Origin of the sequence: Candidatus Methanarcanum hacksteinii (genome assembly GCF_964305265.1) — an archaeon.
Classification (GTDB): domain Archaea; phylum Thermoplasmatota; class Thermoplasmata; order Methanomassiliicoccales; family Methanomethylophilaceae; genus Methanarcanum; species Methanarcanum hacksteinii.
Genome location: NZ_CAYATA010000002.1, coordinates 527,532 through 552,070, shown reverse-complemented (window position 1 = coordinate 552,070; position 24,539 = coordinate 527,532). Strand labels below are relative to the sequence as shown.

General features: G+C 47.5%; 23 protein-coding genes and 2 tRNA genes. 11 read left to right on the top strand and 14 right to left on the bottom strand.

The window, feature by feature from the left end; all coding sequences use genetic code 11:
- Positions 1-10: 10 nt before the first annotated feature.
- A complete protein-coding gene (locus tag ACI2NF_RS03690) occupies positions 11-763 on the top strand; it encodes a hypothetical protein (protein ID WP_400146688.1) in 753 nt (250 codons plus the stop codon).
- An 85-nt stretch (positions 764-848) separates the two neighbouring features.
- On the opposite strand, the gene ACI2NF_RS03685 is transcribed toward ACI2NF_RS03690, so the two are convergent.
- The 6 genes from ACI2NF_RS03685 to ACI2NF_RS03660 all read right to left on the bottom strand — a co-directional run bounded on the left by ACI2NF_RS03685 (position 849) and on the right by ACI2NF_RS03660 (position 6,831).
- Complete coding sequence (locus ACI2NF_RS03685) at positions 849-1,589, bottom strand: ATP-binding protein (RefSeq protein WP_177971316.1); 741 nt, start codon at positions 1,587-1,589, stop codon at positions 849-851.
- Complete coding sequence (locus tag ACI2NF_RS03680; RefSeq protein WP_400211082.1) at positions 1,589-2,599, bottom strand: hypothetical protein; 1,011 nt, start codon at positions 2,597-2,599, stop codon at positions 1,589-1,591. Before ACI2NF_RS03680 ends, ACI2NF_RS03685 begins: the two co-directional genes overlap by 1 nt.
- Positions 2,600-2,963: 364 nt before the next feature.
- The gene (locus ACI2NF_RS03675; protein WP_400210311.1) at positions 2,964-4,628 is read right to left on the bottom strand and encodes a hypothetical protein; all 1,665 of its coding nucleotides are present in this window, start codon (positions 4,626-4,628) and stop codon (positions 2,964-2,966) included.
- Between the two features lie 300 nt (positions 4,629-4,928).
- A complete protein-coding gene (locus ACI2NF_RS03670) occupies positions 4,929-5,555 on the bottom strand; it encodes a 2,5-diamino-6-(ribosylamino)-4(3H)-pyrimidinone 5'-phosphate reductase (RefSeq protein WP_400211081.1) in 627 nt (208 codons plus the stop codon).
- Complete coding sequence (gene rtcA, locus ACI2NF_RS03665) at positions 5,552-6,583, bottom strand: RNA 3'-terminal phosphate cyclase (RefSeq protein WP_400152635.1); 1,032 nt, start codon at positions 6,581-6,583, stop codon at positions 5,552-5,554. Before rtcA ends, ACI2NF_RS03670 begins: the two co-directional genes overlap by 4 nt.
- Before the next feature lie 173 nt (positions 6,584-6,756).
- Positions 6,757-6,831, bottom strand: a tRNA-Gly gene (locus ACI2NF_RS03660).
- A gap of 166 nt (positions 6,832-6,997) precedes the next feature.
- On the opposite strand from ACI2NF_RS03660, the gene ACI2NF_RS03655 reads away from it, so the two are divergent.
- Positions 6,998-7,073, top strand: a tRNA-Val gene (locus ACI2NF_RS03655).
- A 123-nt stretch (positions 7,074-7,196) separates the two neighbouring features.
- Here ACI2NF_RS03655 and ACI2NF_RS03650 read toward each other — a convergent pair.
- The 3 genes from ACI2NF_RS03650 to ACI2NF_RS03640 form a co-directional block, all read right to left on the bottom strand.
- Positions 7,197-7,568, bottom strand: coding sequence for an RloB domain-containing protein (locus tag ACI2NF_RS03650; RefSeq protein ID WP_400151500.1), 372 nt, complete (start codon positions 7,566-7,568; stop codon positions 7,197-7,199).
- Between the two features lie 743 nt (positions 7,569-8,311).
- Entirely contained in the window at positions 8,312-9,814 is a 1,503-nt protein-coding gene (locus tag ACI2NF_RS03645; protein WP_400211080.1) for an ASKHA domain-containing protein, read from the bottom strand.
- A 42-nt stretch (positions 9,815-9,856) separates the two neighbouring features.
- On the bottom strand, positions 9,857-10,705 hold the full coding sequence (locus ACI2NF_RS03640; protein ID WP_400146679.1) for a THUMP domain-containing protein: 849 nt from the start codon (positions 10,703-10,705) through the stop codon (positions 9,857-9,859).
- A 264-nt stretch (positions 10,706-10,969) separates the two neighbouring features.
- Here ACI2NF_RS03640 and ACI2NF_RS03635 point away from each other — a divergent pair, with 264 nt between their 5' ends.
- The 9 genes from ACI2NF_RS03635 (at position 10,970) to ACI2NF_RS03595 (ending at position 18,870) form a co-directional block, all read left to right on the top strand.
- Entirely contained in the window at positions 10,970-11,782 is an 813-nt protein-coding gene (locus tag ACI2NF_RS03635) for a sulfite exporter TauE/SafE family protein (protein ID WP_400211079.1), read from the top strand.
- Entirely contained in the window at positions 11,779-12,054 is a 276-nt protein-coding gene (locus ACI2NF_RS03630; RefSeq protein WP_400146675.1) for a hypothetical protein, read from the top strand. The genes ACI2NF_RS03635 and ACI2NF_RS03630 overlap by 4 nt, the downstream gene beginning before the upstream one ends.
- Positions 12,055-12,177: 123 nt before the next feature.
- Positions 12,178-12,600 (top strand): Lrp/AsnC family transcriptional regulator, encoded by a 423-nt coding sequence (locus tag ACI2NF_RS03625; protein ID WP_400146673.1) that lies wholly within the window; start codon positions 12,178-12,180, stop codon positions 12,598-12,600.
- A complete protein-coding gene (gene dapA / locus ACI2NF_RS03620) occupies positions 12,600-13,472 on the top strand; it encodes a 4-hydroxy-tetrahydrodipicolinate synthase (protein WP_400146671.1) in 873 nt (290 codons plus the stop codon). Before ACI2NF_RS03625 ends, dapA begins: the two co-directional genes overlap by 1 nt.
- The gene (dapB, locus tag ACI2NF_RS03615) at positions 13,469-14,248 is read left to right on the top strand and encodes a 4-hydroxy-tetrahydrodipicolinate reductase (protein WP_400151497.1); all 780 of its coding nucleotides are present in this window, start codon (positions 13,469-13,471) and stop codon (positions 14,246-14,248) included. Before dapA ends, dapB begins: the two co-directional genes overlap by 4 nt.
- Complete coding sequence (locus tag ACI2NF_RS03610) at positions 14,245-15,612, top strand: aspartate kinase (RefSeq protein WP_400146667.1); 1,368 nt, start codon at positions 14,245-14,247, stop codon at positions 15,610-15,612. Before dapB ends, ACI2NF_RS03610 begins: the two co-directional genes overlap by 4 nt.
- Positions 15,609-16,880, top strand: coding sequence for a diaminopimelate decarboxylase (lysA, locus tag ACI2NF_RS03605; RefSeq protein WP_400196690.1), 1,272 nt, complete (start codon positions 15,609-15,611; stop codon positions 16,878-16,880). The genes ACI2NF_RS03610 and lysA overlap by 4 nt, the downstream gene beginning before the upstream one ends.
- Positions 16,877-17,707, top strand: a complete 831-nt coding sequence (dapF, locus tag ACI2NF_RS03600; protein WP_400195798.1) for a diaminopimelate epimerase — start codon at positions 16,877-16,879, stop codon at positions 17,705-17,707. The genes lysA and dapF overlap by 4 nt, the downstream gene beginning before the upstream one ends.
- A 2-nt stretch (positions 17,708-17,709) precedes the next feature.
- The gene (locus ACI2NF_RS03595; RefSeq protein ID WP_400211078.1) at positions 17,710-18,870 is read left to right on the top strand and encodes an aminotransferase class I/II-fold pyridoxal phosphate-dependent enzyme; all 1,161 of its coding nucleotides are present in this window, start codon (positions 17,710-17,712) and stop codon (positions 18,868-18,870) included.
- Here ACI2NF_RS03595 and ACI2NF_RS03590 read toward each other — a convergent pair.
- From ACI2NF_RS03590 to ACI2NF_RS03570, 5 genes are all read right to left on the bottom strand, one after another.
- Positions 18,863-19,909: an InlB B-repeat-containing protein gene (locus tag ACI2NF_RS03590; protein WP_400211077.1), complete on the bottom strand. Its 1,047-nt coding sequence runs from the start codon at positions 19,907-19,909 to the stop codon at positions 18,863-18,865. The genes ACI2NF_RS03595 and ACI2NF_RS03590 overlap by 8 nt on opposite strands.
- A 1,126-nt stretch (positions 19,910-21,035) precedes the next feature.
- Entirely contained in the window at positions 21,036-22,106 is a 1,071-nt protein-coding gene (locus ACI2NF_RS03585; RefSeq protein ID WP_400211076.1) for an NOP5/NOP56 family protein, read from the bottom strand.
- Entirely contained in the window at positions 22,103-22,708 is a 606-nt protein-coding gene (locus ACI2NF_RS03580) for a class II aldolase/adducin family protein (protein WP_400211075.1), read from the bottom strand. Before ACI2NF_RS03580 ends, ACI2NF_RS03585 begins: the two co-directional genes overlap by 4 nt.
- On the bottom strand, positions 22,705-23,703 hold the full coding sequence (mtnA, locus tag ACI2NF_RS03575; RefSeq protein WP_400153097.1) for an S-methyl-5-thioribose-1-phosphate isomerase: 999 nt from the start codon (positions 23,701-23,703) through the stop codon (positions 22,705-22,707). The genes ACI2NF_RS03580 and mtnA overlap by 4 nt, the downstream gene beginning before the upstream one ends.
- A gap of 110 nt (positions 23,704-23,813) precedes the next feature.
- Positions 23,814-24,503: a TatD family hydrolase gene (locus tag ACI2NF_RS03570; RefSeq protein WP_400153095.1), complete on the bottom strand. Its 690-nt coding sequence runs from the start codon at positions 24,501-24,503 to the stop codon at positions 23,814-23,816.
- Between the last annotated feature and the right edge of the window lie 36 nt (positions 24,504-24,539).

Below are 24,539 nucleotides of genomic sequence, written 5' to 3'. Positions count from 1 at the left end.
TGGCCCATACATGGCAGACAAATCCTATTTCATAGAGACGGAGTTCAGTGAATACGAATCAGAGGTATTCACTGAGGAACAGATCAAGGATAACTTCATATCAGTCCTCAGGACAGTCGATGATGAGGATGAGGGGATCGTGATGGTCATGGGTGCATCAGAACCCATCGGAGACTACATATGCATCTCATCGATCGTATTCAGTGACCACTGCAGGGTGGAGCTTTATGATGATTTCAACAACAGGGTCCCGAATGTTGCGAAGGACCTTGCGATCGATGACGCCATGGCGGCATTCATCGAGTTCTTCCACGGGAATGTGCCTGACCTTGGAAAAATGAAGGATTGCGGAGAGGCATACACGCTTGAGACAGAGTACACGGACTTCCCTGTTCCCGTACGTGACAAGAGGCAGATCGAGGAGTGCATAATGGCGATCTCCACCGTATGCCCTGATGACGAGGAAGAAGAGTGCGACTGTGAGGACGACGATTGCTGCTGTGACGAGGGTTGTGACTGCGAATGCGGGGATGAGATGTCATTCATCGTCCTCCAGGCACCTGCTCCTGTGAACGGCGTGGATTTCGTTCAGGCAACACCTTCGGATTGCGGATGGTACGTCGAGATGAGCTTCCTCGATGGCCGCAGACACCAGAACTTCGGTACGTTCTTCGACAACGACAATGACGTTATCGACATCTTCTGCGCATTCATGGACGGAATGGTCCCTGAGACGGATGATTGGATCAAAGTGAGGATCTGAGAGGATCATCATCGGCGGAGAGGTTCCCTCTCCGCCAGAATATCTTTACTTCATGAAAATGAAGATTCTGTATCTATCTACGACATCATCCTTCGATGATGTCGATGAGTTCTGACATCGCTTTACCGAATGGAGTATCGGATGGCACCTCGATGACATCGCCTTCCATCGCAGCTCTGCTGATGAAATCATCGTGAGGCATGACGAACACGTCATCGAATCCATGCGATCTTGCCTCATCCATCAACTGCTCGCTGATGTCCCCGAATACATTGTTGATGATCAGTATCCTCTTATCGGATTCTATGTGCACCTCATCCGCCAACTCTGACAGACGAGCTGCTGTCCTCACACCGACCTTCGTAGGGTCGGAGACGAATAATATCACATCAGCCCTCGGCAGTACGCGTCTCGAAAGATGCTCCATGCCCGCTTCATTATCGATCACTGCATACCTGTACCTTGGGATCAGATCATTGAAACAGTTCTTTAGGACATCATTGGTGAAACAATAACAACCTTCGCCTTCAGGCCTCCCCATGACCAGGAGATCTATATCCTTGGTCTCCGTCATTATCTGACGGATGTGCGTTGAGATGTAATCCTGCTTGCTCACGCCTGCAGGTACCATATCGGGATGTGCTACTATCTCATTCCTGAGCCCACCGATGGTACCTGTGACCTCCATACCCAACTTATCGCATAGATTGGAGTTAGGGTCGGCATCCACAGCCAACGTCACATCCCTCTTGGAGAGCGCTCTGATCAATTGAGATGATATGGTGCTCTTCCCGACGCCTCCCTTGCCGACGAGTGCTATGATCATCAGAACCCGTATCTCCTCTTCATCTCCTTAGAGACTCCGTCAAGAAGATCGAACACCTTCTTTGCATTCTCTTCGGTGAGGCCGCTGAGACCGCACTGAGGCGTGATCATGGATTGATGTGCGACCTTCTTCCTATTGATGCCTTTCTCCTCCATCTTGTCAAAGAGGGATTCCAATCTTGCGACTATCGTATCCACAGTCTCCTTGGATACGGAATCATCGCTGTTCGGGATGATTCCCCATGCGATGCACTTACCCTTACTAAGGAAATCGGTAAGCTCATCGGGATACATCAGGAGATTGTCCCCATAGTTGTATGCATCAAAGCTTAGAATATCTATATCCGTGGACAAAATCATCGCCCAGTTAGTGTTCCCGCAGCAATGGATGCCGCGGAATGCATCCACGCCATCCATGGATTCATTGATCCATGCCCTGGCCTGATCATCCGATATGGATGCGAATGGCGTACCTAGGATCGATAATGATGGTTCGTCAAAGAATATGATGACATTATTGTTGGACATAGATAATCTTCTAGCTTGCCATTTGGCCATCATGTTGACCGTTTTCCTTACGATCTCACTGTATGATTCGTCATAGATCACAGGACGTGAGTTCTTGTCGAGGATCTGTAAGCCCTCGCTTATTGGTCCAGTGACCTGTCCTTTGACCGCATCATATTTGGATAGGTCACGGTTGAGGAACTCGTACATCCCCTCGTATAACTCTGGGGGGTGGATGAAGTGGTCGATGTCATCGGACAATATGGCGGTGTACGCTTCGGTCGGGTCGTAATCATTCAGATCGACGATTATCTTGTCATCGTCTATCTTCAATCCCGGCAAGTATGCTCCTGTCTGAACATACATACTCTCGTTGATTCCTCTCGTAGGCAACTGGGGCCATGATGGGCATGCTACCCTGCCGTCCAATGTTATATCGACACTGTCGATCGAGTTCGCAAAAGGCAATGAACCGATGAGTGTCGTGGCGAAATTCCAATCCATCGTCCACCTCTATCGAATACATATTTAATTAGATGACGGGAGCAGAGAACATAGTTATTGATGAATGTTCATGAGTTTCTAAGATAGATATAGTGTTCAGAATAAGATTCCGAATGAGTTGATGATCCATTCTGTCTCCGATCCTCCATATTTGGTGTTATTTCCTCGATGATTCTTGGATTTAGGAAAATGTGTCGAGAGATTTCAGTGCCCATCCCTAAAGAAAAGAATTAGCTACGGTCGTCTTCGTCGTTCTCAGATCATCCGGTTCATCTACAGGCGGAAGATTCGGGAACATCATATGATCAGACAATGATCAAAAATGAAGGATGCCGTCACCGAAGTGACGGCTGTTTATGTGAATTCAAGCTACGGTCGTCAGAAGATTGGAACTCTTTAGAGTTACGGTCGACGCCAGATCCTTCGTAGTGTACTCGATCTTGTAGATCACTCCGTTGATACCATAATAGATCTTGAACGTGACAGGGTTGTCCGGAATCGTTGTGTTGACCATCGTCCTGACGGAGACTGTACGCTTCCCGAACACCGTATCGATGACTTCAGTAACCTCATCACCCACCACCGTTGCATTCTGACCACTGGTTTTGAAACTCTCATGATAGAAACCGATACCAATGACGTCCAAGAAATGGTCCTTCGATTTGATTTCCTTGTCTTCGGTCGTATCCACAACGAGTTTTCCGTAGGGGCCTATCTCCTTGATGGTCCTGGTATGATCCGTCACGACTGTACTCGCGATGTTAGATATGGTGCCATATGTTCCATCATCATTCACGGAGGTTATCGTCTTTTTCAGCGTGATTTCCCCATCGGAAGTACTTGACACGCGACCAGAGATCTTGATATCGATGAAACTTCCATTCGACAACACCAGATCATCCTTCTTCTTGGACACGTCCATATTAGTGTCCGCGAGGGTCGTTGTAAGAAGTCCACCGAATTGGGATTCCTCCAATACATAGCAGAAACCTGAATCGACGGATATGTATGCCTTGGCCTTCTTCTCGGGCATCTCATAGATGAAACAATCAATCTGCTTTCCCTTGTATGTTATCTTTGTTTTCTCCAGATTCGGCGGGATGTCATAATAATGATCTCCGATGATTTCCTCCTTTGTATCTTTATCAGGTATTTCGAACTTATATGCGATCCTCTCGGTGAACGCGATACTGTCCCCGACTTTGAGGTCGGTCCTCAAAGTCTCCATGGCCGTTGGCTTCGTATCATCCTGTTTTTTGACTATGAGGTTAGTATCTTTGAGAATGAAGGTGCTATTCTCTCTCTTTTTTTCATTCACCATGTCGATCTCTTGCTTGTAAATGAGACCTTTTTCACCATATGTCACTGTGATGTTTTTGGTTTCCTTGTCCTTCACCATCTTAAGTGCTTCAATGGTCACTTTACGTTTTCCAAATTCGGTATCGATCGTTTTCGATGTCTTCTCGCCGTGAGTGATCGTATATCCATTCTTTTCCGAATATTTCAGAAGAGAATCATAGCTGACCATGCCGAGATATACATCCCTTGTTCTTTTGTTGACACTTTCTTTGATGATGACATCGCCATTGTAATCGAATCCCTTGATGGTGCCCTTGTAGTTACCAGGCTCAGATTTTACATTGATGGTGACAGTGGCTACCCCCCGTCTGGTGGTCTCATTAAAATCTGTCATCTTCGTTTCAGACTCGCCGGTGAATGTGCCGTCATATCCTGCTACTGTTCCAGAATATTGATATGTGTAGTATGAGCCTTTTTTCACATCCTGATCTGAAGATCCCTTACTTAAATCCAGATTCGAGTCCTTCAAGGTTGACTCTGAAACGAATCCGTCCGGATCGACATATCTGCTGTAGTAATTGACCCCTGATTTTGGTTCATTGTAATAACAGGATACTTCCTCTCCGGTTGACATCGTCACTTTGTAGACATCACACATGATCTTAGTGCCTTTATATGTGATCTCTTTCGTGCCAGACGGATCGCCACTGTAGTAATATAATGGTATCAAGAACCCATATATTGCGGTATCAGTATTATCAGTGCTTATTGTCAGGTTTGCACTCCCTGAATAGAAATCATTGATAGCTAATTGGTTAACGGTTTTGGGTGTATCAACGTCTAGTGATTCCTCAGAATCGTTCGATAGAGCAAATGCAGCGATACTCCCAGCAATGACAACAATAGCTACTGCGGCTATTGCAATTATGACTTTGGTATTCACGATGAAAAACCGTGGTCAGACTATTTTATAATATTCAAAGATACTAAGAACTATATTATACATTATATATTATTACTAGTATTGTATTCATTGATATCTTGGGGAATACGTCAATAATACCCCATCCCCAAGTACCTCTGAACCTTTGAATTCCAGTTGTATACCATCGTCAGCGACCCACCCATCTCCATCGACTGGTGTCGGTGATGTCCTTCCTCCGATCAGCATACTGCCTACGAACACGGTGTATCTGTCGACCAACTTCTCTTTGAAGAATGATGCTATGGTCTCTCCTCCGCCTTCGACAAGTACACTTTCGATACCGCATTGAGCGAGATGTTCCATGATATCCACAAGAACGATCTCATCACACCTGATTATACTCACACCAGGCCATACCTTATCACACGACTCCAATGTGATGATCACGGTCTTCGCCCTATCATCGACGACAGCTGCGTCCAAGGGCGTCCTTCCATGCGGGTCGATGACTATCCTGATGGGATTCTCATCGAAATCGCATCCTTTGACCGTGAGGTGCGGGTCATCCGCGAGTACCGTACCGACGCCGACCAATATCGCATCATATTGTCTTCTCAAACGTTTGACACGTTCCTTATCCTCAGCTGAGGATATCCTCACCTGTTTCCTGTCGGAACCTGCGATCTTCCCATCAGCGGACATCGCACAATTCACGTGAATGAATGGCTTCATTTCCTTCCCCCGGGTGTGATCGTGAAGTGATATAGATCTCCCTTTCTCTCCACTCCGAATCTCACATCGAGGAATGTCTCCAATGTATCCATCTGACTGAGCAGGTGTCTGCTTATCCTGGAGACGGAGAATGCGCTGTCCCCGTCGGCCATCGCCATATACGGTAACAATTGATCCGCCGTGTGTACATCCAGTGTCGCACCCGAATCTATGATCTGAACAAGATCGTTTGCGGCATCGATGCCTGCTTGATCGGCCGGACGTCCTCTCGTTGTGAGTACGTTACTTCCAAGCAGTCCATTGTCATATTCCGCCACCAAGGATAGTCCTGCCCCTCTGGAATCCCCTGTGGTCCTTTGGGTGACGATCTCCACATCGCAATAATCCTCGAGTATCGATCTGCATCCTTCGACCATCTGTTCGGAGATCCATTTCGGAAGGCGTTGCGAGAAACATGTGCCCCTCACCCTCCTTAATTTGCCCAGATCCGTGAGTTTCAATGGTTTGATATCATCTATAGGATAGAATGTAGCTTTCACCCTACCTCCGCCTTCGGGATAGAAACCTCTGCCGATGATATCGAGTTCAGCTTGTATGTTCATCCTCGCCATCAGAGGATAGAGTACCTGTTGATAGTAGTCTATCGGAGGTGCCCACATGACATTCGTCCCTCCGGATATGTCGATGTTCACCTTCTCCTTGAAACCTACGGTAGCCAATTGCATGGCCTGGAGCACAAGACTGACGCTGCCAGCGGTACCGATGTCCATCTTCATGTTGTATCTGTGCTCATTACCAGGTATGACCGTCAATTCCCTGGAACCGAGCGTGTTCCCGATGACCTGTGAACAGGTCATATCCGCTACGGCCTGTACCGCAGTGCAATGTTGTTTTGACAATCCGTTGGTTGGACGGTTCTCCCTTATCCTGATGAGATGGATCTCATTTCCGGTGACCGTGCTCATCGCTACGGACGTACGGACGCTCTGGCCTCCGCCTTCGCCCCTCGAACAATCTATCTCAAGCATTCGGTTCACCTCTTGTCCCCTATGTAACATAACTTAAAGAAACTAACCGTTAGATTTCTAGGAATTAACAATTGTTAAATTAAGATGAATGACAAGAGAGTGAAGAATCGGAATATGATGAGTGCTATCCGCACCTAGTCTAATCGCATTGTGCAGAACTCTAGAGAGATGGATGGTGCGATAGCCGGGAATCGAACCCGGGGCTGGTGCTTGGGAAGCACCTGTCTTAACCCCTAAACCACTATCGCGTGAATAGGATGAATGAGAAGGTAGTATAGATAAACTACTATCATCCCGATTTCTATAGCGACTCCATCGCAACAACATAGCATGATGACTGAAGTCAGATGAAATATATGATGTCTGATTGATGCCACATATATTTTATAGTAATTCACTAATGGGTGAGACAACGGGCCCGTGGTCTAGTGGTTATGACGCCACCCTTACAAGGTGGAGGTCGCCGGTTCAATCCCGGCCGGGCCCACCATTGGAATTTTAAGAACGATACTGACAAGCAATCCAATATAGCGAGCGCTTTCACATATAACTTAAGTCATAATGTGATTTGGCATGTCCTTTTTTTAGTCTCTCGAAAACCAACATCCATGCATCAAGCGTAATCTGATAATCTATTGACCAGTAGATGGACGGTAGTTCTAGAACGATCGCCCAAAAGACAGCGTCCCACTGCATTCTCAACGACATGGATGTCCTTCATACCTCTTCTGACGGCGTTATCGATCATATCGTCATCCGCCACAATACTCGCACCTTTCTCATACGGTCTTCTCAAATGATTTGACAGACGTTCTATCAGATCATCCCTCTCTATCCACTTCGTCATATCCTCGAAATGCATAAGAAGCCACACCTCAAAATCGATGTTAGAGACATAGAATTCGATATGCTCTTTGACACATACTCTCATTGTCTCTCTGACCTCGTCAGCAGTATGTTCATCGACATCGGCCACGATAGCCAATACATCACCGCCACCAACATTAATTTCAAATCAAGACTGTTGAACGTCGATTCGGATGAAAAGTATCATCAGAAATAGGATAATTTTAAAGAAAATTGTCTTTATTGTATCATTCTTTAAATTAACAGCGTTGAATATAGAGCCTAGTTAGGTAATCTTTATAAGTTCATCACACATATTTTATTCCGGTGATTTAACGGAACATAAGTCTCTAGTGATAGCTAGCACTATGGGCGGGAGGAACAGCGTCAGCTAGGCTGGGCCTCGTTGAGTGATCCTATTCTCGATATTGTGCGCTTCTGTCTTGCTTTGCGATTCCAAGTTGTCTCCAACCCATGGAGGCAATACCTATCGCACGCAGAAGATTGGACCCCGATATGTGGTCGATCGCCGATTCTTATCGAAATCGGTCGATTACGTCACATGTTTACGAAACCACTTAGAAACCAATTAGGGAACCGTCTATATGATATTCTGACAGGAATGCTCGATTGAGAGCGTATTCGTCCCAATATGATATCATCTTGTATTCTTATTTGCAGATATCATATCGATGCCAACGTTCGCCTTGTGTCATATATTGATATTTTATTACTACTAAAGGGGGACTTGCGTCGATGATGGGATATGATTTCACTCTGATGTGATGTCAGACTCGTATTCAAGTAAGTGTCCCTCAACATAAAGTGAACAAGAACCCACTATTGGTATTGAATAGGATTATTGAATTTTTGACGTAAAACTCACTTCGCCTTCAGAACACTAGGGAACAATGACGCATCCGTATGAGGAAGGAATTGTGCAGACATGTATTCATCGAAGAAAATAGGATCTGATGAGAGATCGACATATGTCATCTTCGGGAACACCTCATAGATACGTTCCCTGAACGTATGCGATAGCAATGCCTTCTTCGCACCAGACAATGATGAGTTCCCCAGATAATGGTACTTATCCCTATCCACATCAGGGAACAACCCTATAGCGATCGCAGAATCCATGTTTATGAAATTACCGAAGCCGCCTGCGATATAGATGTTCTCCAGATCGTTGAACTCCACGCCGAGATTACGTACCATAGACCTCGTTGCCGAATATATCGCCGCCTTCGTCATGATCACATTCTCGATCTCGCTCTCGGTGATGACCACATCACCGACCACCGTGAACACGCCATCCTTCGCACCCGATATCTCTGTGAACCTTCCGCGCTTATCCACATAACCATTCAGGAACAGCTGTGCTACCAGATCGATCACACCAGAACCGCATATCCCGATGGGTTCCGCATTCCCTATCACAGTATACTCGACCTTGCCGTCGGATATCCTCACACTGTCCACAGCACCCGTGCATGCGATCATTCCCGATGTCATCTGAGAACCTTCGAATGCGGGCCCAGCTGATGACGAACAGCACATCAGCATATCCTGATTGCCCAATGCTATCTCCCCATTCGTACCGACATCTATCAGCAGCGACAGACCATCTATCCTGTCCATCCCAGAATCCACTATGTCGCTGGTGATATCTCCTCCGACATACGAAGAGACCGACGGCATGCATATCACTGTTGCCGATGGATCGATATCCAACATACTCTCCTTGCCCGTTATCTTGGCATCCTTCACCACAGGTTCGAACGGTGGCAATCTTATCGGCGACGGATCTATCCCGAGGAAGAGATGCGTCATCGCAGTGTTGCCTGCGATGTATGCGGATTTTATCTTTGTTCTATCTTTGAATCCCGATAATAGACGATTTATGGAATCGATGACCAATAATCTAAGCTCATTGATCCCTCCTTCCTCCGCATATTGTATCCTTGCCAGCACATCCTCTCCCCTGGAGCGCTGTGCGTTGGCTCCGCTGGCGCTGTAGACCTCATCACCATTGGACATATCTAACACAGATATCGCAATGGTCGTCGTACCTATGTCCACGGCCAACCCATATCCGTCGGATATGGGTGACAACTCATCTACCTTGGATTTCCTATCCGTAGCGGCTATGACCTTGCCCACATCCTTCCTCGGTACCTTGACGACCATCCCATCATATACCGCGGTCTGACAGGACAACACCCTCTCATTGTCAACGAGTACGATGCATCTTCCGCATCTTCCCCTGCCTCCGCATGGAAGTCTTATCTCCACTCCCGCTTTGACAGCGGCATCGGATATCATCGTACCCTCAGGTACCTCTGCGACCTTATCATCTGGAAGGAATCTCACACGGCATGCCATATGTGCAACATATGGCCACATCATGATAAAAACAAAGCGGAATCAGAATTCGGATTCGACGATGGAATCATACAACGAATCCACTTCCTTGTCATCCATACCTATGGTCGGGAAATATACAGGAACGGAATGTTTGGTGACATCCACGGAATCCAGGTCCTTCAGGGAGGTACCTTTCACCACACCCAATATCTCCTTCTGCGTCTCGGTGCTTGATGGTTCTATGACTCTCAAAGTGGGATCATATCTCCTCAATAGATCGATGTCGTGATTACCCACTACCAATGCACGGCAGCCGCGCTTCATCATCATCCATGCGGATACTGTGCCTCTCTTGTCATAGGATTCTGCGATCACACGTCCCTGACTCCCCAATGGCAATCCTCCAGGGCATGCGATGTATTCGTCGAAGATGTATGCTTTATTGTTCCTAACCTCTACGTAGATTGTCTTGTCAGGTTCCTTCAGATCTACTTTGATCCCCTTATCCTCATTGCGTATGAAGATAGCAGAACCTGCCTCCCTGCCAACGTCCATACTCGTATACGGTTGGGAGCCTTCCCTCCTAGCCTTCACAGCGAACGATTGCCCTTCGGATATGCGTCCGACGGAATAGTCCGCCGCCGTATCGCAGATATCCTGCATATCCGATGAACATACCTCAGCCACGGACAATGAACCTATCCCAAATACTTTTTTTACGGACCTTACGCACCCTTCGATGTCCTCGGTCTCGATGTAATAGCGTGCATCGGCGAATGTGATGAATGCCTCTATGCCATCAGCTGCCAACATCGTCAGCATATTGTCCTTGAGTATGCTCTCGAACCTCCTCCTCACAGGAGTGCTCTTGAGCCCGATCTCACAGTACCTTACGAGGACTATCGTCACGATACAACCCTAACACACATCATGGTATAATTGTGACGGACGGCTTATTACATAGGCTACTATCCTGTCATAATCTAATTGAGCGCTGAATTCCTCGTTATCTTTATTTTCAGTAAAATTTTTACTGAAAACGGCCATAAGTTACTGAAAATCCTTCATATTATTACTTTAGCGTTTTTCTCAACACATGAACCATCGACCCAAATCGAAGTAAGGGTTTAACAACCGATAAAGATAATATGGGCGATAACATCCCACAGGACCATGGAACCGATACTGTTGCTATCGCTGATCATAATTGGCCTCTTAGCGGGTGTCCTCGGTGCATTGTTCGGTATCGGAGGCGGGATAATCATCATCCCTATGCTAACCATATTCTACGGCATGTCCGCAGCGGATGCTGCGGCAGTCAGTCTTATCGGTATCGTAGCGACATCCGTAGGCGGCACATTGTATTACATGGAGAATAAGGTCACCAACATACGCCTGGGCCTATTGTTGGAGATAAGTACCGTCATAGGTTCCATGATCGGTGTCTTCCTCACTCTGGCCTTGGAGAGTTGGATCATAATGCTTGTGTTCTCCGCCGTGCTCACACTCACGGCGATAAAGATGCTTCTCAATCCTTCTATGGATGTCACGGGTACGGAGGACGGAGAGTTCTCATACAACGATCTGAAGACTGGTGAAACAATAAGATACGATATCGAACACAAAGGGATCGGATTCTCATCATGTGTGCTGGCAGGGATAATATCCTCACTCACTGGTGTAGGTGGAGGATTGATCAAGGTACCTATCATGAACATGGTCATGAAAGTGCCTATGAAGGCCGCGACTGCGACCAGCAGCTACATGATAGGCATCACTGCATTCTCTGGTTCCATCCTCTACTTCCTGAGCGGACACGTTGACCTGGAGATGGCGGCATTCGTAGCAATAGGTACGTTCCTCGGAGCTGTGATAGGCAGCCGCTTATCAAGAAGATTCGACAGCTCTTCGATGAAGAAGTACTTCTCGATCCTCGTATTGGCGATAGCATTCGTCATGGTGTTGCAAGCAGGAGGCATCCTATGAATATCGAATCCATAACAGCGAGGACGATGAAATACTCCGTCACCGCCAGTATAATATTGATCATCATAGGCGTCATCATCGATATGATGGATGTCACCGATGTCGTACTCTATGCAGGCATTGGTGCGTTGATATTGTGCCCGTTGTTGGGAGTGATCGTGACAACGATATGTCTTCTCATCGAGAAGGACAGGAAATGGATCTTGGTCGCTATGACACTCATAGCGATTTCCGCCATAAATATGGCGATTTCCGTAATCATGATTGATTGAATTCGTAAACATATCTCGAAACCCATCGATTATCGTAAGAAAATTCCAATTTCTTAGGGCAAGTTAATATATCGGCTACGTCTCTATTATCCGATAATAACAGCCGCAAGGAGAGATTTCGATATGGCAGACAGTCTTGACAACCGTATCCTGGAGATCCTCAAGAAGGATTCCAGGTGCCCGTTCGTCGATATCGCGGCCAGACTTGGCGTATCCGAGGGTACGATCAGAAGCAGGGTCCGCAAACTCACAGAGGACGGGACGATCAGAGGATTCACGATAAAGACGAGCTCGAAGAACGTGAAGGCATTGGTGGAGATCCGTATCGATGTCAACACGGACACTGAGGAGATAGCCAAGGAATTGGCAGAATACTCTGGTGTTTCCGAGGTATACGAGGTCACAGGCGACCAGGACATAATCGCGATCGTGGATGTGGAATCATCACATCAATTGAATGAGATAATCGAGAAGGTAAGGCACTATGATAGTATCATCAGTACCCGTACCCGTCTCATATTGAAGGAACATGTGGGGGTGATCTGATGTTCGGAGGAACAGCAACAGCATTGATAACACCGTTCAAGGACGACGGTTCTGTCGACGAGGGCGGATTGAGGAGATTGGTAGATTTCCAAGAAGAGAATGGAGCGAATGTGCTCATTCCATGCGGTTCCACAGGGGAATCCGCAACGCTCAGTCATGAAGAACATATCCGTGTAGTGGAGATAGTGAGGGATCAGGCGAAGCATGCGAAGATCATCGCAGGCGCCGGTAGTAACTCCACGGCCGAGGCCGTATATCTCAGTAAGGCAGCTGCGGACTTGGGATGTGACGGTATCCTGTCCATCTCGCCGTACTACAACAAGCCTACTCAGGAAGGCATCTATCTTCACTTCAAAGCCATCAGCGAAGCGATCGATATCCCGCTGATCATCTATAACGTGCCTGGAAGGACGGGAAGTAACATCACTGCGGACACGACGCTCAGGTTGGCAGAATTGCCCAACATCTCCGCCATAAAGGAGGCTAGCGGCAATGTCAATCAGATACAAGAGATACTCTGTAAGAGGCCGAAGGGTTTCGAAGTCCTCTCCGGAGACGATGGACTCACATTCCCATTGATGGGAATGGGATGCGACGGAGTGATATCCGTCGCAGCTAACTGCTGCCCCCGCTCCATGAGCCAGATGATAAATCTCTGTAAGCAGGAGAAGTACCTTGAGGCAAGAGAGATACACTTCAAGCTCATGCCTCTGTTCAATGACCTGTTCATAGAATCCAACCCAATACCGATCAAATACGTCATGAAGAGACTCGGATACGGCAACGGTAGACCTAGGCTCCCGCTGACCGAACTCTCGGCGAAGAACCGTCCGATACTTGACATGGACATCGCAAGACTGGGATTGATATGATCAACCTTGTGGTAGGAGGAGCCACTGGAAAACTCGGTCGCATGGTATGCGACCTTGCGATGGAATCGGAGGATATCGAACTAGTCGGTGCTACGGTATCGAAGTCCGGAGGCAATGTAGGTAGGATGCTCTATGACGGCGTCAAGGCATCCGCACCAGAGGATCTTATGAGATTGTTGGATGATGCCGACGTATACGTCGACCTCACCACGCCCTCTGCTGCTTCGAAGATTATCGCAGATGTACCATCGACAGGTACGAACATCATAGTGGGAACCACAGGGATCGATGCCACATCGATACAGGAACTCACAGACAGAGTGTCCGAATATGGCGTATCAGGGATAATATCCGCGAATTTCGCTAGAGGCGTCAACGTATTCTGGAAGATGTGCGAGGTAATGGCCTCCGCACTCCAAGGATATGATATCGAGGTCATCGAGACGCATCACAGACACAAGAAGGACGCACCGTCCGGTACCGCCATGGAGGCCGTACGCAGGATACAGAGCGTCACAAATATAAACGATTTAGAATACGGCAGACAAGGCGTGACCGGAGAAAGGGGACAGGAAATCTGCATCCACTCCGTCAGAGCAGGGGATGTCTACGGCGACCATACTGTCATGTTCGGCGGCAGTATGGAATTGCTTGAATTGAAACATAGATCGGTATCGCGCGAAGTGTTCGCGAGAGGATGTATGGATACGATCAGATGGATAGCCGACAAGAAGGACGGGAAGATGCATACGATGAACGAGGTGTTCAATCTATGATCACGGTTTTGAAGTTCGGCGGAACGAGTGTAGGATCCGCTGAAGCCATAATGAGATCCGCAAGGATAATAACGAGCGAGAAAGGAAAGAAAGTGGTCGTGGTATCCGCCATGTCCGGGATAACGAACTTCCTCATCCATGCGATCGAGGATAAGACAACGGATACGGATACCATATTGGAACAGTTCAGATCGAAACATGTCGACACTGCCAAAGAGGTCGTCGCAGACGACCTCATGGACGAGTTCATGACAGAATTCGAGAAACGTTTCAAGGAATTCGAAGAACTCCTAAAGGATAAGAGCAGAAGGAAGGATCCCTTCTTCACAGACAATCTCACATCCCAAGGAGAGAGATTCTCCTCGTTGTTGCTCTCATTCGCGATACGTTCACTTGGATTCAAATCGGTAGCACTCACATCGGAGATGGCGGGAGTGTTCGCGATAGGTAAACCGTTATCAGGTTCATGCGACCTCAACAAGACATCCGCAAGGATGAACATGAACGTCAAACCGTTACTACATGACGATATCATCCCCGTGATCACAGGATTCTACGGGATAAATGAGGAAGGCAAACCCTTGACGTTCGGAAGGGGCGGTTCCGATTATGCGGCAGCCGCCATCGGTAACGCATTGGATGCGGATTCCATCGAGACCTGGACGGATGTGGATGGTTTCATGAGTGCCGACCCCAGGTTGGTGCCTACGGCTGTCGTCATCAGGGAGATGAACTTCAATGAAGCCGCTGAATTGGCCCATTTCGGTGCCAAGGTCCTCCATCCGAGAACGATTGAACCGGCAAGGATGAAGCACATCCCCGTATGGGTCAAGAACTCCTACAAGCCCGAGGAACCCGGTACACAGATACATCATATCAAGACACCGGGCGACACGCCGTTGAAGAGTGTCGCGATGAAATTGGATCTGTCCAGGATAACCATCATATCAGGAGAGATATCCTACAAACAATGCACAGTGGCAAGGATAATGGAGAAGTTCGCTGCCGCCGAGACGGTCATCTATGCGATATCCACATCATTGTCATCGATAGCATTCCTTGTTCACAGTCTCGATGTCAATAAGGCTCTGAAATATCTCAATGAATTGGACGATAAGGAGATAGAGAGGATCGATGTCAGAAGCAACTTCGCATTGATCTGCGCCGTAGGCGACGGATTGTTGCACAGAGTAGGATTCTGTGGCGATGTCTTCAGAGCTGTGAAGGAAGTTGGCGCAAGTGTCGAGATGATCTCCGAAGGTGCATCCGAAGTATGTCTCAACTTCGTCGTATCCACGGATATGGCCGCGAACGTCGTGAAGACACTGCATAAGAACTTCATCGACGGAGGCGAACAGCAATGATGAGGGACTTCGAAGGGAAGGATGGCATCATGCAGTTCGGCGGCATGTCCGCCGTGGAGATAGCCGAGAGATTCGGAACACCCATCTACGTCACGGATGAACAGATCGTCAGGGAGAATTACCGCAGAGTGTACGAAGCATTCTCTCGTTTCATGGAGACGGAGATACACTACGCGTGCAAAGCCAATACGAATCTTGCGATCCTCAGGATATTGGAACAGGAAGGGAGTTGCATCGATGCCGTTTCCATCGGAGAGGTACTCACTTGTCTCAAGGCAGGATTCTCCCCTGAGAGGATAATGTACACCGGAGTGAACGTATCTGACAAGGAATTGAAGGAGGTGGTGGACACTGGATGCAGGATAAACATCGATTCCGAGAGTGAATTGGAGAGATTGTCCGAGATACTCGGCGATAAGCGCAAGGGTTTCCCCATATCCTTCCGTGTCACACCTGGAGTCTCATCGGGACATGGTACGAAGGTCATGACCGGCGGCAAAGGTTCCAAGTTCGGGATCCCGTACAACAGGGTCATGGACACATATGCCAGAGCTAAGGAATTAGGCTATGACATAAAAGGCATTCACGCACACACCGGCTCCGGAGGGAACACGACCGATCCATTCATAGAAGTGGTGGAAGTGCTCATCGAACTCACCAACAGACTGAGGGATGAGTTGGACATACATCTCGAATTCATAGATTTCGGAGGAGGGTTGGGAGTACCTTACAAACCTCAGGAGGAGGAATGCGATGTCAACGAACTCGGTGCCGAGATAACCGATATGATATTGGAGGAGACCGATGTGAAGAAGGTCTGCCTCGAACCGGGAAGGTACATCGTATGCGATTCCACCATACTTCTTTCAAAGATCAATGATGTGAAGGATGCAGGACCAAAGAGATACGTCGGCATAGATGCAGGATTCAACGTCCTCATCCGCCCATCGTTCTATGATTCCTATCATCACGTCGCACTCGCCAACAAATTCAACAAGGCATGTGTCGCCAAATACGAAGTGGTCGGACCGATATGCGAATCAGGAGATTACATAGCGCACGACAGGATACTTCCGGACCCCAAGGAAGGGGACATCCTCTGCGTATACAACGCAGGAGCGTACGGATTCTCCATGTCATCGAGATACAATTCAAGACCGTTATGTGCAGAAGTCTTAGTTAACGATGGAAAGGCCGAGCTCATAAGGGAAGCAGAGACCATGGATGACCTCTGGAAACACCAGATCATACCGGAGAGACTCAGATGATATTCTGGAAATATCACGGCATAGGGAACGATTTCATCGTTCTCAATGGGATAGATGAAGATCTTGAGATCGATAACACTCTTTGCAAAAGGATGTGCGACAGACACTTCGGCATAGGCGCCGATGGCGTTCTGTATGTATTGCCCGGAAAAAATGGTTCGGACATCACCATGAGGATAATCAATGCCGACGGAAGCGAAGCTGAGATGTGCGGCAATGGGATAAGATGTGTCGCCAAGTTCGCATATGATTTTGGTAAGATCGATGGAAAGAGATTCACGATAAACACGCTCAGAGGCAATCTCACCGCCGATGTCACCGTTGAGAATGATAAAGTAAGGACTGTGACCATCGATATGGGCGCACCGATCCTAGAAGCTCCAGGTAAAACGAACATGGAGTCCTTAGAGACTACGACGATCAACACAGCAGCAGGACCTGTCAAAGGATTCTGCATCTCCATGGGCAACCCGCACTTCGTCACATTCGATAGGTTGACAGATGAGAAGATCGACGCATTGGGCCCGATACTCGAATCCCATAGAGTATTCCCTAAGAAGACCAACGTGGAGTTCGCCACCGTGGATGATGAAGGCAAGATACACATCCGCGTCTATGAACGCGGTGCTGCATGGACACTCGCCTGTGGAACAGGCGCGTGTGCTACAACGACCGCAGCTGCATTGAACGGCATGGTACCGTTCGATGAACCTGTCGATGTCGAACTCCCCGGAGGATGGTTGAGAGTAACCGTCGACAAGGATCTCAGATACGTGAGGATGGAAGGGCCTGCGACCTTCGTATACGCAGGAGATTATGAGGAATGAACATGAGATATGAATTCGCTGACAGATTACAGAGACTCCCTCCATACCTCTTCGTGAGACTGGAGGAAATGACAGCCAAGAAGAGGGCAGAGGGTATCGATATCATCGATTTCGGTATCGGTGACCCTGATCTCCCGACGCCTGATGAGATCGTTGAGGAGATGTGCATCCAATCCAGGATCAATGCTAATCAGAAGTACTCATCATCCGCTGGAGAGAGGGATCTCAGAGTGGCGGTTGCAAGATGGTACAAGAAGAAATACGGCGTTGATGTCGACCCTGATACACAGGTATGCGTCACAATAGGTTCGAAAGAAGCGATATTCAACATCGCACAGGCATTCGTAAATCCGGGAGAGACGATAATCGCACCTAGTCCAGGATATCCTGTGTATTCAGGCGCTTCGACCATATTCAACGAGGCTGAATGCGTCAAGGTGCCTCTCAGAGCAGAGAAGGATTGGCTGTTGGATGTGGACGAATGTCCGAAAGGAGCGAAGATGCTCTACATCAACTACCCCAACAATCCCACTGGTGCGACATGCGACAAGGATTATCTCAAGAAGGTCTACGATTGGTGCCAAGAGAATGATACCATCCTCTGTGTGGATGATGCATACTGCGAGATGACCTATGACGGATATCAAGCGCCATCCATCCTCGAGATAGGGGAGGATGCGATAGAGTTCGGTTCATTCTCCAAGACGTTCAACATGACGGGATTCAGATTGGGTTATGCTGTCGGACATCCCGACCTCATCGCCGGATTGAAGAAATGCAAAGGACAGGTGGATTCCGGAGCTCCGATCTTCATACAGAAAGCTGCCATCAAAGCACTCGAGATGTATGGCGAGAATGGGGAAGCGCCCGAAGCCGTCAGGAAGAACATGAAGGAATACTCCGACAGGAGGGAAGTTCTCGTCAACGGATTGAGGGAACTCGGATTCGATGTGAAGATGCCGAAAGGGACGTTCTACATCTGGTTCGACTCCAAATGCAAGACATCCCTCGAGTTCACCGAGAGGATGTTGGACCTCGGCATCGTGGTCACACCCGGTTCAGGATTCGGTGAATCCGCAGAGGGCTATGTGAGGATGACCGTCACACAGCCCATCCCCAGGATCAAAGAGGCCCTTCAGAGGATGAAGGAAGGGCTCAACTGAGTTTCCTTTGGAGATATGCGACTCCGGCGACCATCACGATTATCGAAGAGATGGTCACGATCGGGAGTATCAGATTAGCTCCTCCATCATCAGATGGAGGGGCGATCCTCTTCCATGATGCATAGACATCGGTACCCAAACCATCTTTGTAGGGGAATCTCTCGCCCTCTATGATCACATACCAACTATCGAACTCGTATCCTTCTTTCACTGGAATGGATGTCATATCTTTTACATTGCCTTCGAACCATACATCTCCGTTCTCATCCAGATGGAATCTGCTCTTCACTTCGACCCATGATGCATACACATCGATGTCCTTGTTGCATACGCCTGCGAATATCTTGTGTTCACCATCCTCGATGTAATACCAATGATCGAATCTCTTACCGTCTGATGTTGGTGTGGGCAATCCTCCCAATTCCAATGAATTGCATTTGTAATAAGCATCCTCTCCTTCGTTGAGGTGGAATGATATCACATAGCCTGGTGGAGACACAGGGATTGGATTCCAAGTGGCATAATAATCCGTATCACGATCGATGTGATCCCTCAATACGCCTCCCGTCGATTCCCATCCGCTGAACTCATATCCTGCTCTCGATGGTGTTTCGGGTGTCGTCACAGGACCTTCAGTGTAGTACTCCATGATGAGATTCCCACCTTGTGAATCGAAGAAACGGACGAGATATGTCTGATGTACCACCGGAGGAGGTGCTATTGCCGTCCACTTCGCTTTTAGTGTGATGTCTGAAACGAAACCTGTCGTATCATCTATCTTCGTGTCGCCATCATACCATCCGTCGAATATGTGTCCGTCTTTCGTAGGCGTTGGAAATGTCTTCATTTCGACCTCATTGAATATCAATTCCTTACTGCCGACACCTCCGTTGAGATCGAATGTTACCTTATGCTGGATAGGCGTTGCGATGATTGCGTATCTGATTGGCTCACAGACGTCATCGGTCGATATCGTGGCCGTACCATCAGCGTTTAGTGTGTATGTCGCTCCAACGATCGAGTCGGTGCTCTTAGGCAATGAATAATGAGGTTTTGGCGTTATGGTCGCAGACCATTTCTTACCATAATCTGCGAATTCGTATTCTGAAGTTGAAGTGCAATATTCTAGATCGGGAGTTATTTGGGCGGCCCATTGCGCACATAATACTATTTTATCCGTTTCTGGAAGTACTTCTCTAGTGAGAGTTAGCGTATTTCCTGAAAATAATTTTAAACTCCCAAACAACCAATATCTGAAAATAGAATCACTTTTTTTAAAAATCGGATCTTGAAGGCGAATGCTTTCGTCAATTCTCATCGATAATCCCATCGAGATGTCTTCATGAATGCCATCATTTACGTTACATACCACAGAATATTCTATTTTTATGAATTTTGGATAAAGAACTATCTTTTCCTTTGAAAAACAGTCAATACAACAATCATCTAGTAATTCTTCGGTTATTGTTACCATACCTGGGAATAAATCTATGCCACTTCCATCTTTTTTTGTATTCCAATTATGCGATTCGTATCCATATTTAACAAAAGAAGGTGAAACGTTTGGTAAATCGATTTTATCATAAAGGCACACATCTTCCTCCGAAAAATGAAAATTATCCTTTCTCATATCAATTACATCTACATCTCCTGATGAAAAAATAAGTGTGTGATGGCAAAGGTCCACAGAGAATGCCAAATCACCTATGTTGTCATCTAATTTTTTGGAACTGCCTGTATAAGTATCTCCATTTAATTTTGGCACACAATGTCCAATTTTTGCAGATGCGTATACTATTACTTCGTCATCTGGTTGAATTGTGCTGAAATCTCTTAACTCATTTAGTGAGTATATTTCACTCTCTCCGTTGTTGTAATTAATAGTACAACTCACGAAGAATAAATTTTCATCAAATTCTATCTGATGCTCTTTTATTGAAATTTTTACCAAGTCCCCATCAGCCTCATCACAACCCATCGTCAATAGCAGCAACACCGTTGTTGTTGCTATAACTAAAATCAATATTCTTTTTATCATATTCCTTATTATAAATTATAAGGTATTAATATATTGATTATATGGAGCGAACAGGATCCACCTTGCCCTCATCAAAATGAAAAAAAAAACCACCTCCGACAGAGATACACCATCGGAGGATTATGATTCAACGTCTCTTCTTGTTGTTGAATCTCTTCTTCCCGCCCTGATTCTGCGGCCTCTTGGTCGGATTCGGATATCTGCGCTTGATATCCTCGACGCGTTTCAGGAATTCCTCGTTGAGCGCATCCCCTCTGAATTCCCCGCCATACTGATCTATCTTCGCAGCTATGGAGATCTTGCCGGCCAACGCCCTGGAGATGTTCCCTCTCTGCCATTTCGGTGCCCTATGTACCTCAGGGTGTTGATAGATCACACCATGCTTCGGAGGCCTTTTTCCAGATTTGAGATGTCTGAACATGGCCTTCTCCGCGCCCAACATCTGTATCGTGGATGACGGTAGCGAGGCCAACCTCTCCAATCCTCCAGCCAACGAGATCAGTCTAGCGGACAACGGACCGCCGGCGATAGCACAGAGATTAGGACAGGAATCCTTCACTATGCTTGAGATGTACTCCTCCGTCCTCTCCCTGTCATCGTATATCCTGCAGAGGGTGTCCGCAAGGTCCTGTACGGCCCTCATGTCCTCCTCGTCCAATTCAGCGCCTATGGATTCCAGTTCCAATCCTAGATCCTCTATTATGCCGTCCCTCTCACCATATCTCGCGATTAGATCGGCATATCTCTTATCCTTGGCATGATCGGCCAATTCAGGGAAATGGAGGCCGTACCATTCATGCAGTCTCTCATTCAGGAGATTCGATGTCTCTATGAGATCATCCAGATTCCTTATCGCCTGCACAAGGCTCCTGTCCCTAGGGATGGGCTCTGATGTCCTCAGTCTCCCGAGACCTAACATGGCCTCATGCATCAGCTTGTTATCGTAACCGAAGTTCTCCGCTTTGATGAATGATGAATCGAATAATGTAGGTTTACCGAGGAGTGCTTGACGTCTATCCGCGACGAACATCCTGCTCTTGCCTTCGACGAGTTCATATTCCTCGGGTAACGTCCCTCCCCTCTGCATCAACGCCAATCTCTCTGATATCTCTGATGCATCCTTCGGGAACAATCTCTTGTCGATTATCCTGTTCTCATCGCAGAGGAAACATCCGAACCATTTGGTTATCAGTATCATAGCATCCCTCTTATCTTCTCTATCTCGGACCTTGGCAGATTCCTCGCACGCTTGGCCAATATCTGCATATGGGCCTGGAACTCCATCTCCTCCATGCGATCGTATGCCTCTTCCAACGTCCTTCCCTGTGTGAGTGCCCCGTGTTTGGCCATCAGCATCGCCATGCTGTCGGAATGTTCCTCGACAGCCTTCACCAATTCATCGGAACCTGGTGTGAAGTATGGTACCGTCGGCACTTCTCCAAGGAGCATTATCCCCTCTGGCGTGAGACAGGTGTTCATCCTCTTCCCGATGACCGCCAATGTAGTACAATACAACGGATGACAGTGTACGATGGCATTTATCTCAGGATTCTTCCTGTACAATGCGAGATGGAACTTGTGTTCTATCGATGGTTTCCCGCCAGAGATGATCTCTCCATCCAATGATAGTTTGACAAGATCATCAGGTGAAAGCATCCCCTTATTCCTACCTGATGGTGTGATGAGGACATAATCATCCACCCTCATGCTCATGTTCCCGCCAGCGGATACCGTGAGATTCCTGTTGTAGATCATCCTGCACATATCCGCAAGGAGCTCTCTCGCATAGTACTCATTCATTCCTTCACCTTCGATATCTCGGATGGCTTCAGGATGCCTTTCTCGGTGATGAAACCGGTCACGTACCTTGCAGGGGTCATATCGAACGATGGGTTCAACGCCTTACATCCGATCGGTGCTATGCGTACGCCTTTGACCATCGTCACCTCCTCTTCGGAACGATCCTCAATGACGATATCCTCTCCTGTCTTGGTGTTGAAATCGAATGTGGAGATGGGTGCTGCGACATAGAACGGTACGTTGAACTCTTTGGCTAGGACAGCCTTCTCGAATGTACCGATCTTATTGGCAAAATCACCGTTCGCGGCTATCCTATCCGCTCCGACGATGATCATGTCCACGCCCTTCCTTATGAAATGTCCCGATGATCCATCGGGGATTATCGCATGGTCTATCCCTTCCTGGAGTAACTCCCATGCGGTGAGTTGCATCCCCTGTAGTCTCGGTCTCGTCTCCGAAACGTATACGAAGAAATCCTTACCGTCACCGTGCGCTTTGCGCATGGGCGCCAATGCGGTACCAACATCCACGGTAGCCAACGCACCTGCGTTACAGTGCGTCATCAACCTATATCCGTCCTTGATCAATTCCCCGCCGTACTCTCCGATCTTGATACATTTATCCACCATCGATTGGGCATATGCATCTGCGGATCCGATGGGATCCTTTCCTTTCGAGAGATCGTCCAACATATAGTCGACAGCATAGAACAGATCGTTGGCGGTAGGTCTTGCGGCCTTGATGTCCTTGGCCGCCTGTTCGATATCGTCACCGTTTATCGCTGCGAGGCACATGCCGTATGCAGCTGTAGCACCTATGGATGGCGCTCCGCGTGTGGTCATGTTCCTTATGGCCTCCGCGACATACCTGTAATCCTTGAACGATACTATCGTCACCTTATCAGGCAATTCGCGTTGATCGATCATCATCACTTTGCCATCCTCGAACCATACGGCGCGGATGTCCTCTGTCCTTCCGTTGATATTGGCCTTCATGTTTGATCATCCCTTGTTTAAGACGGGTCATCGAATGATTGTATGGATGAGATATAATGGATTGCAATGGTAGAGTGAAGATGGAATCTATTACAGACTCCTAAGTCGGTTCATGCCTTCAATATGTCACGTGCATTCTTCGATACGATGTCAGATAGCTCAAAGATATTCATCTCTAACACGGATGCCACCTTGCATATGTGCTCATGCATATCCATAACACCATCACAATGGTCGGATTCCAACAACAATCTGTCCTTCGGTATGGAGTTGATGATGTCGCGCACCTTCTCGATGGGTTTTTTGAATAATCTTGGAGATATCGAAAGACAACAACCGCGTTGTACGAACGCGTTTACGAAACCCGCCGGTGCATCATATGAATGTATGATCGTTCTGATATCATGTCCTTTCAACGCTGAGAGGACATCATCCGTCGAACGGACCATGTGGATGGATGCTATCCTATTCATCCTTGATGCTACATCCAATTGTTCTTTGAATATCTTCAAGGCATCATGTCCTGAACGCGTCCCATCGAGACCTATCTCGCCCACATTCGCTTCGGGATACTTCTCCAGGATCTTCACCAATGCATCCTCTCCGTCATATTCATCGGAATACCACGGATGGATACCAAAGAATGGAACCACTCTCTTGTCGGATTGCATCAACTCTTCCAAAGAAATCCAATCCGATGGTCTGGATGCGTTGCAGAACAACAGTCCTGCTTCCGATATGTCCCTGTAGCCTACGCCGAATCCAGCGTTTGAGATGTGGAGATGCGCATCCGTGAACATGTCTCTGTAAATGTGATATTGAGTTTAGAAACTGTC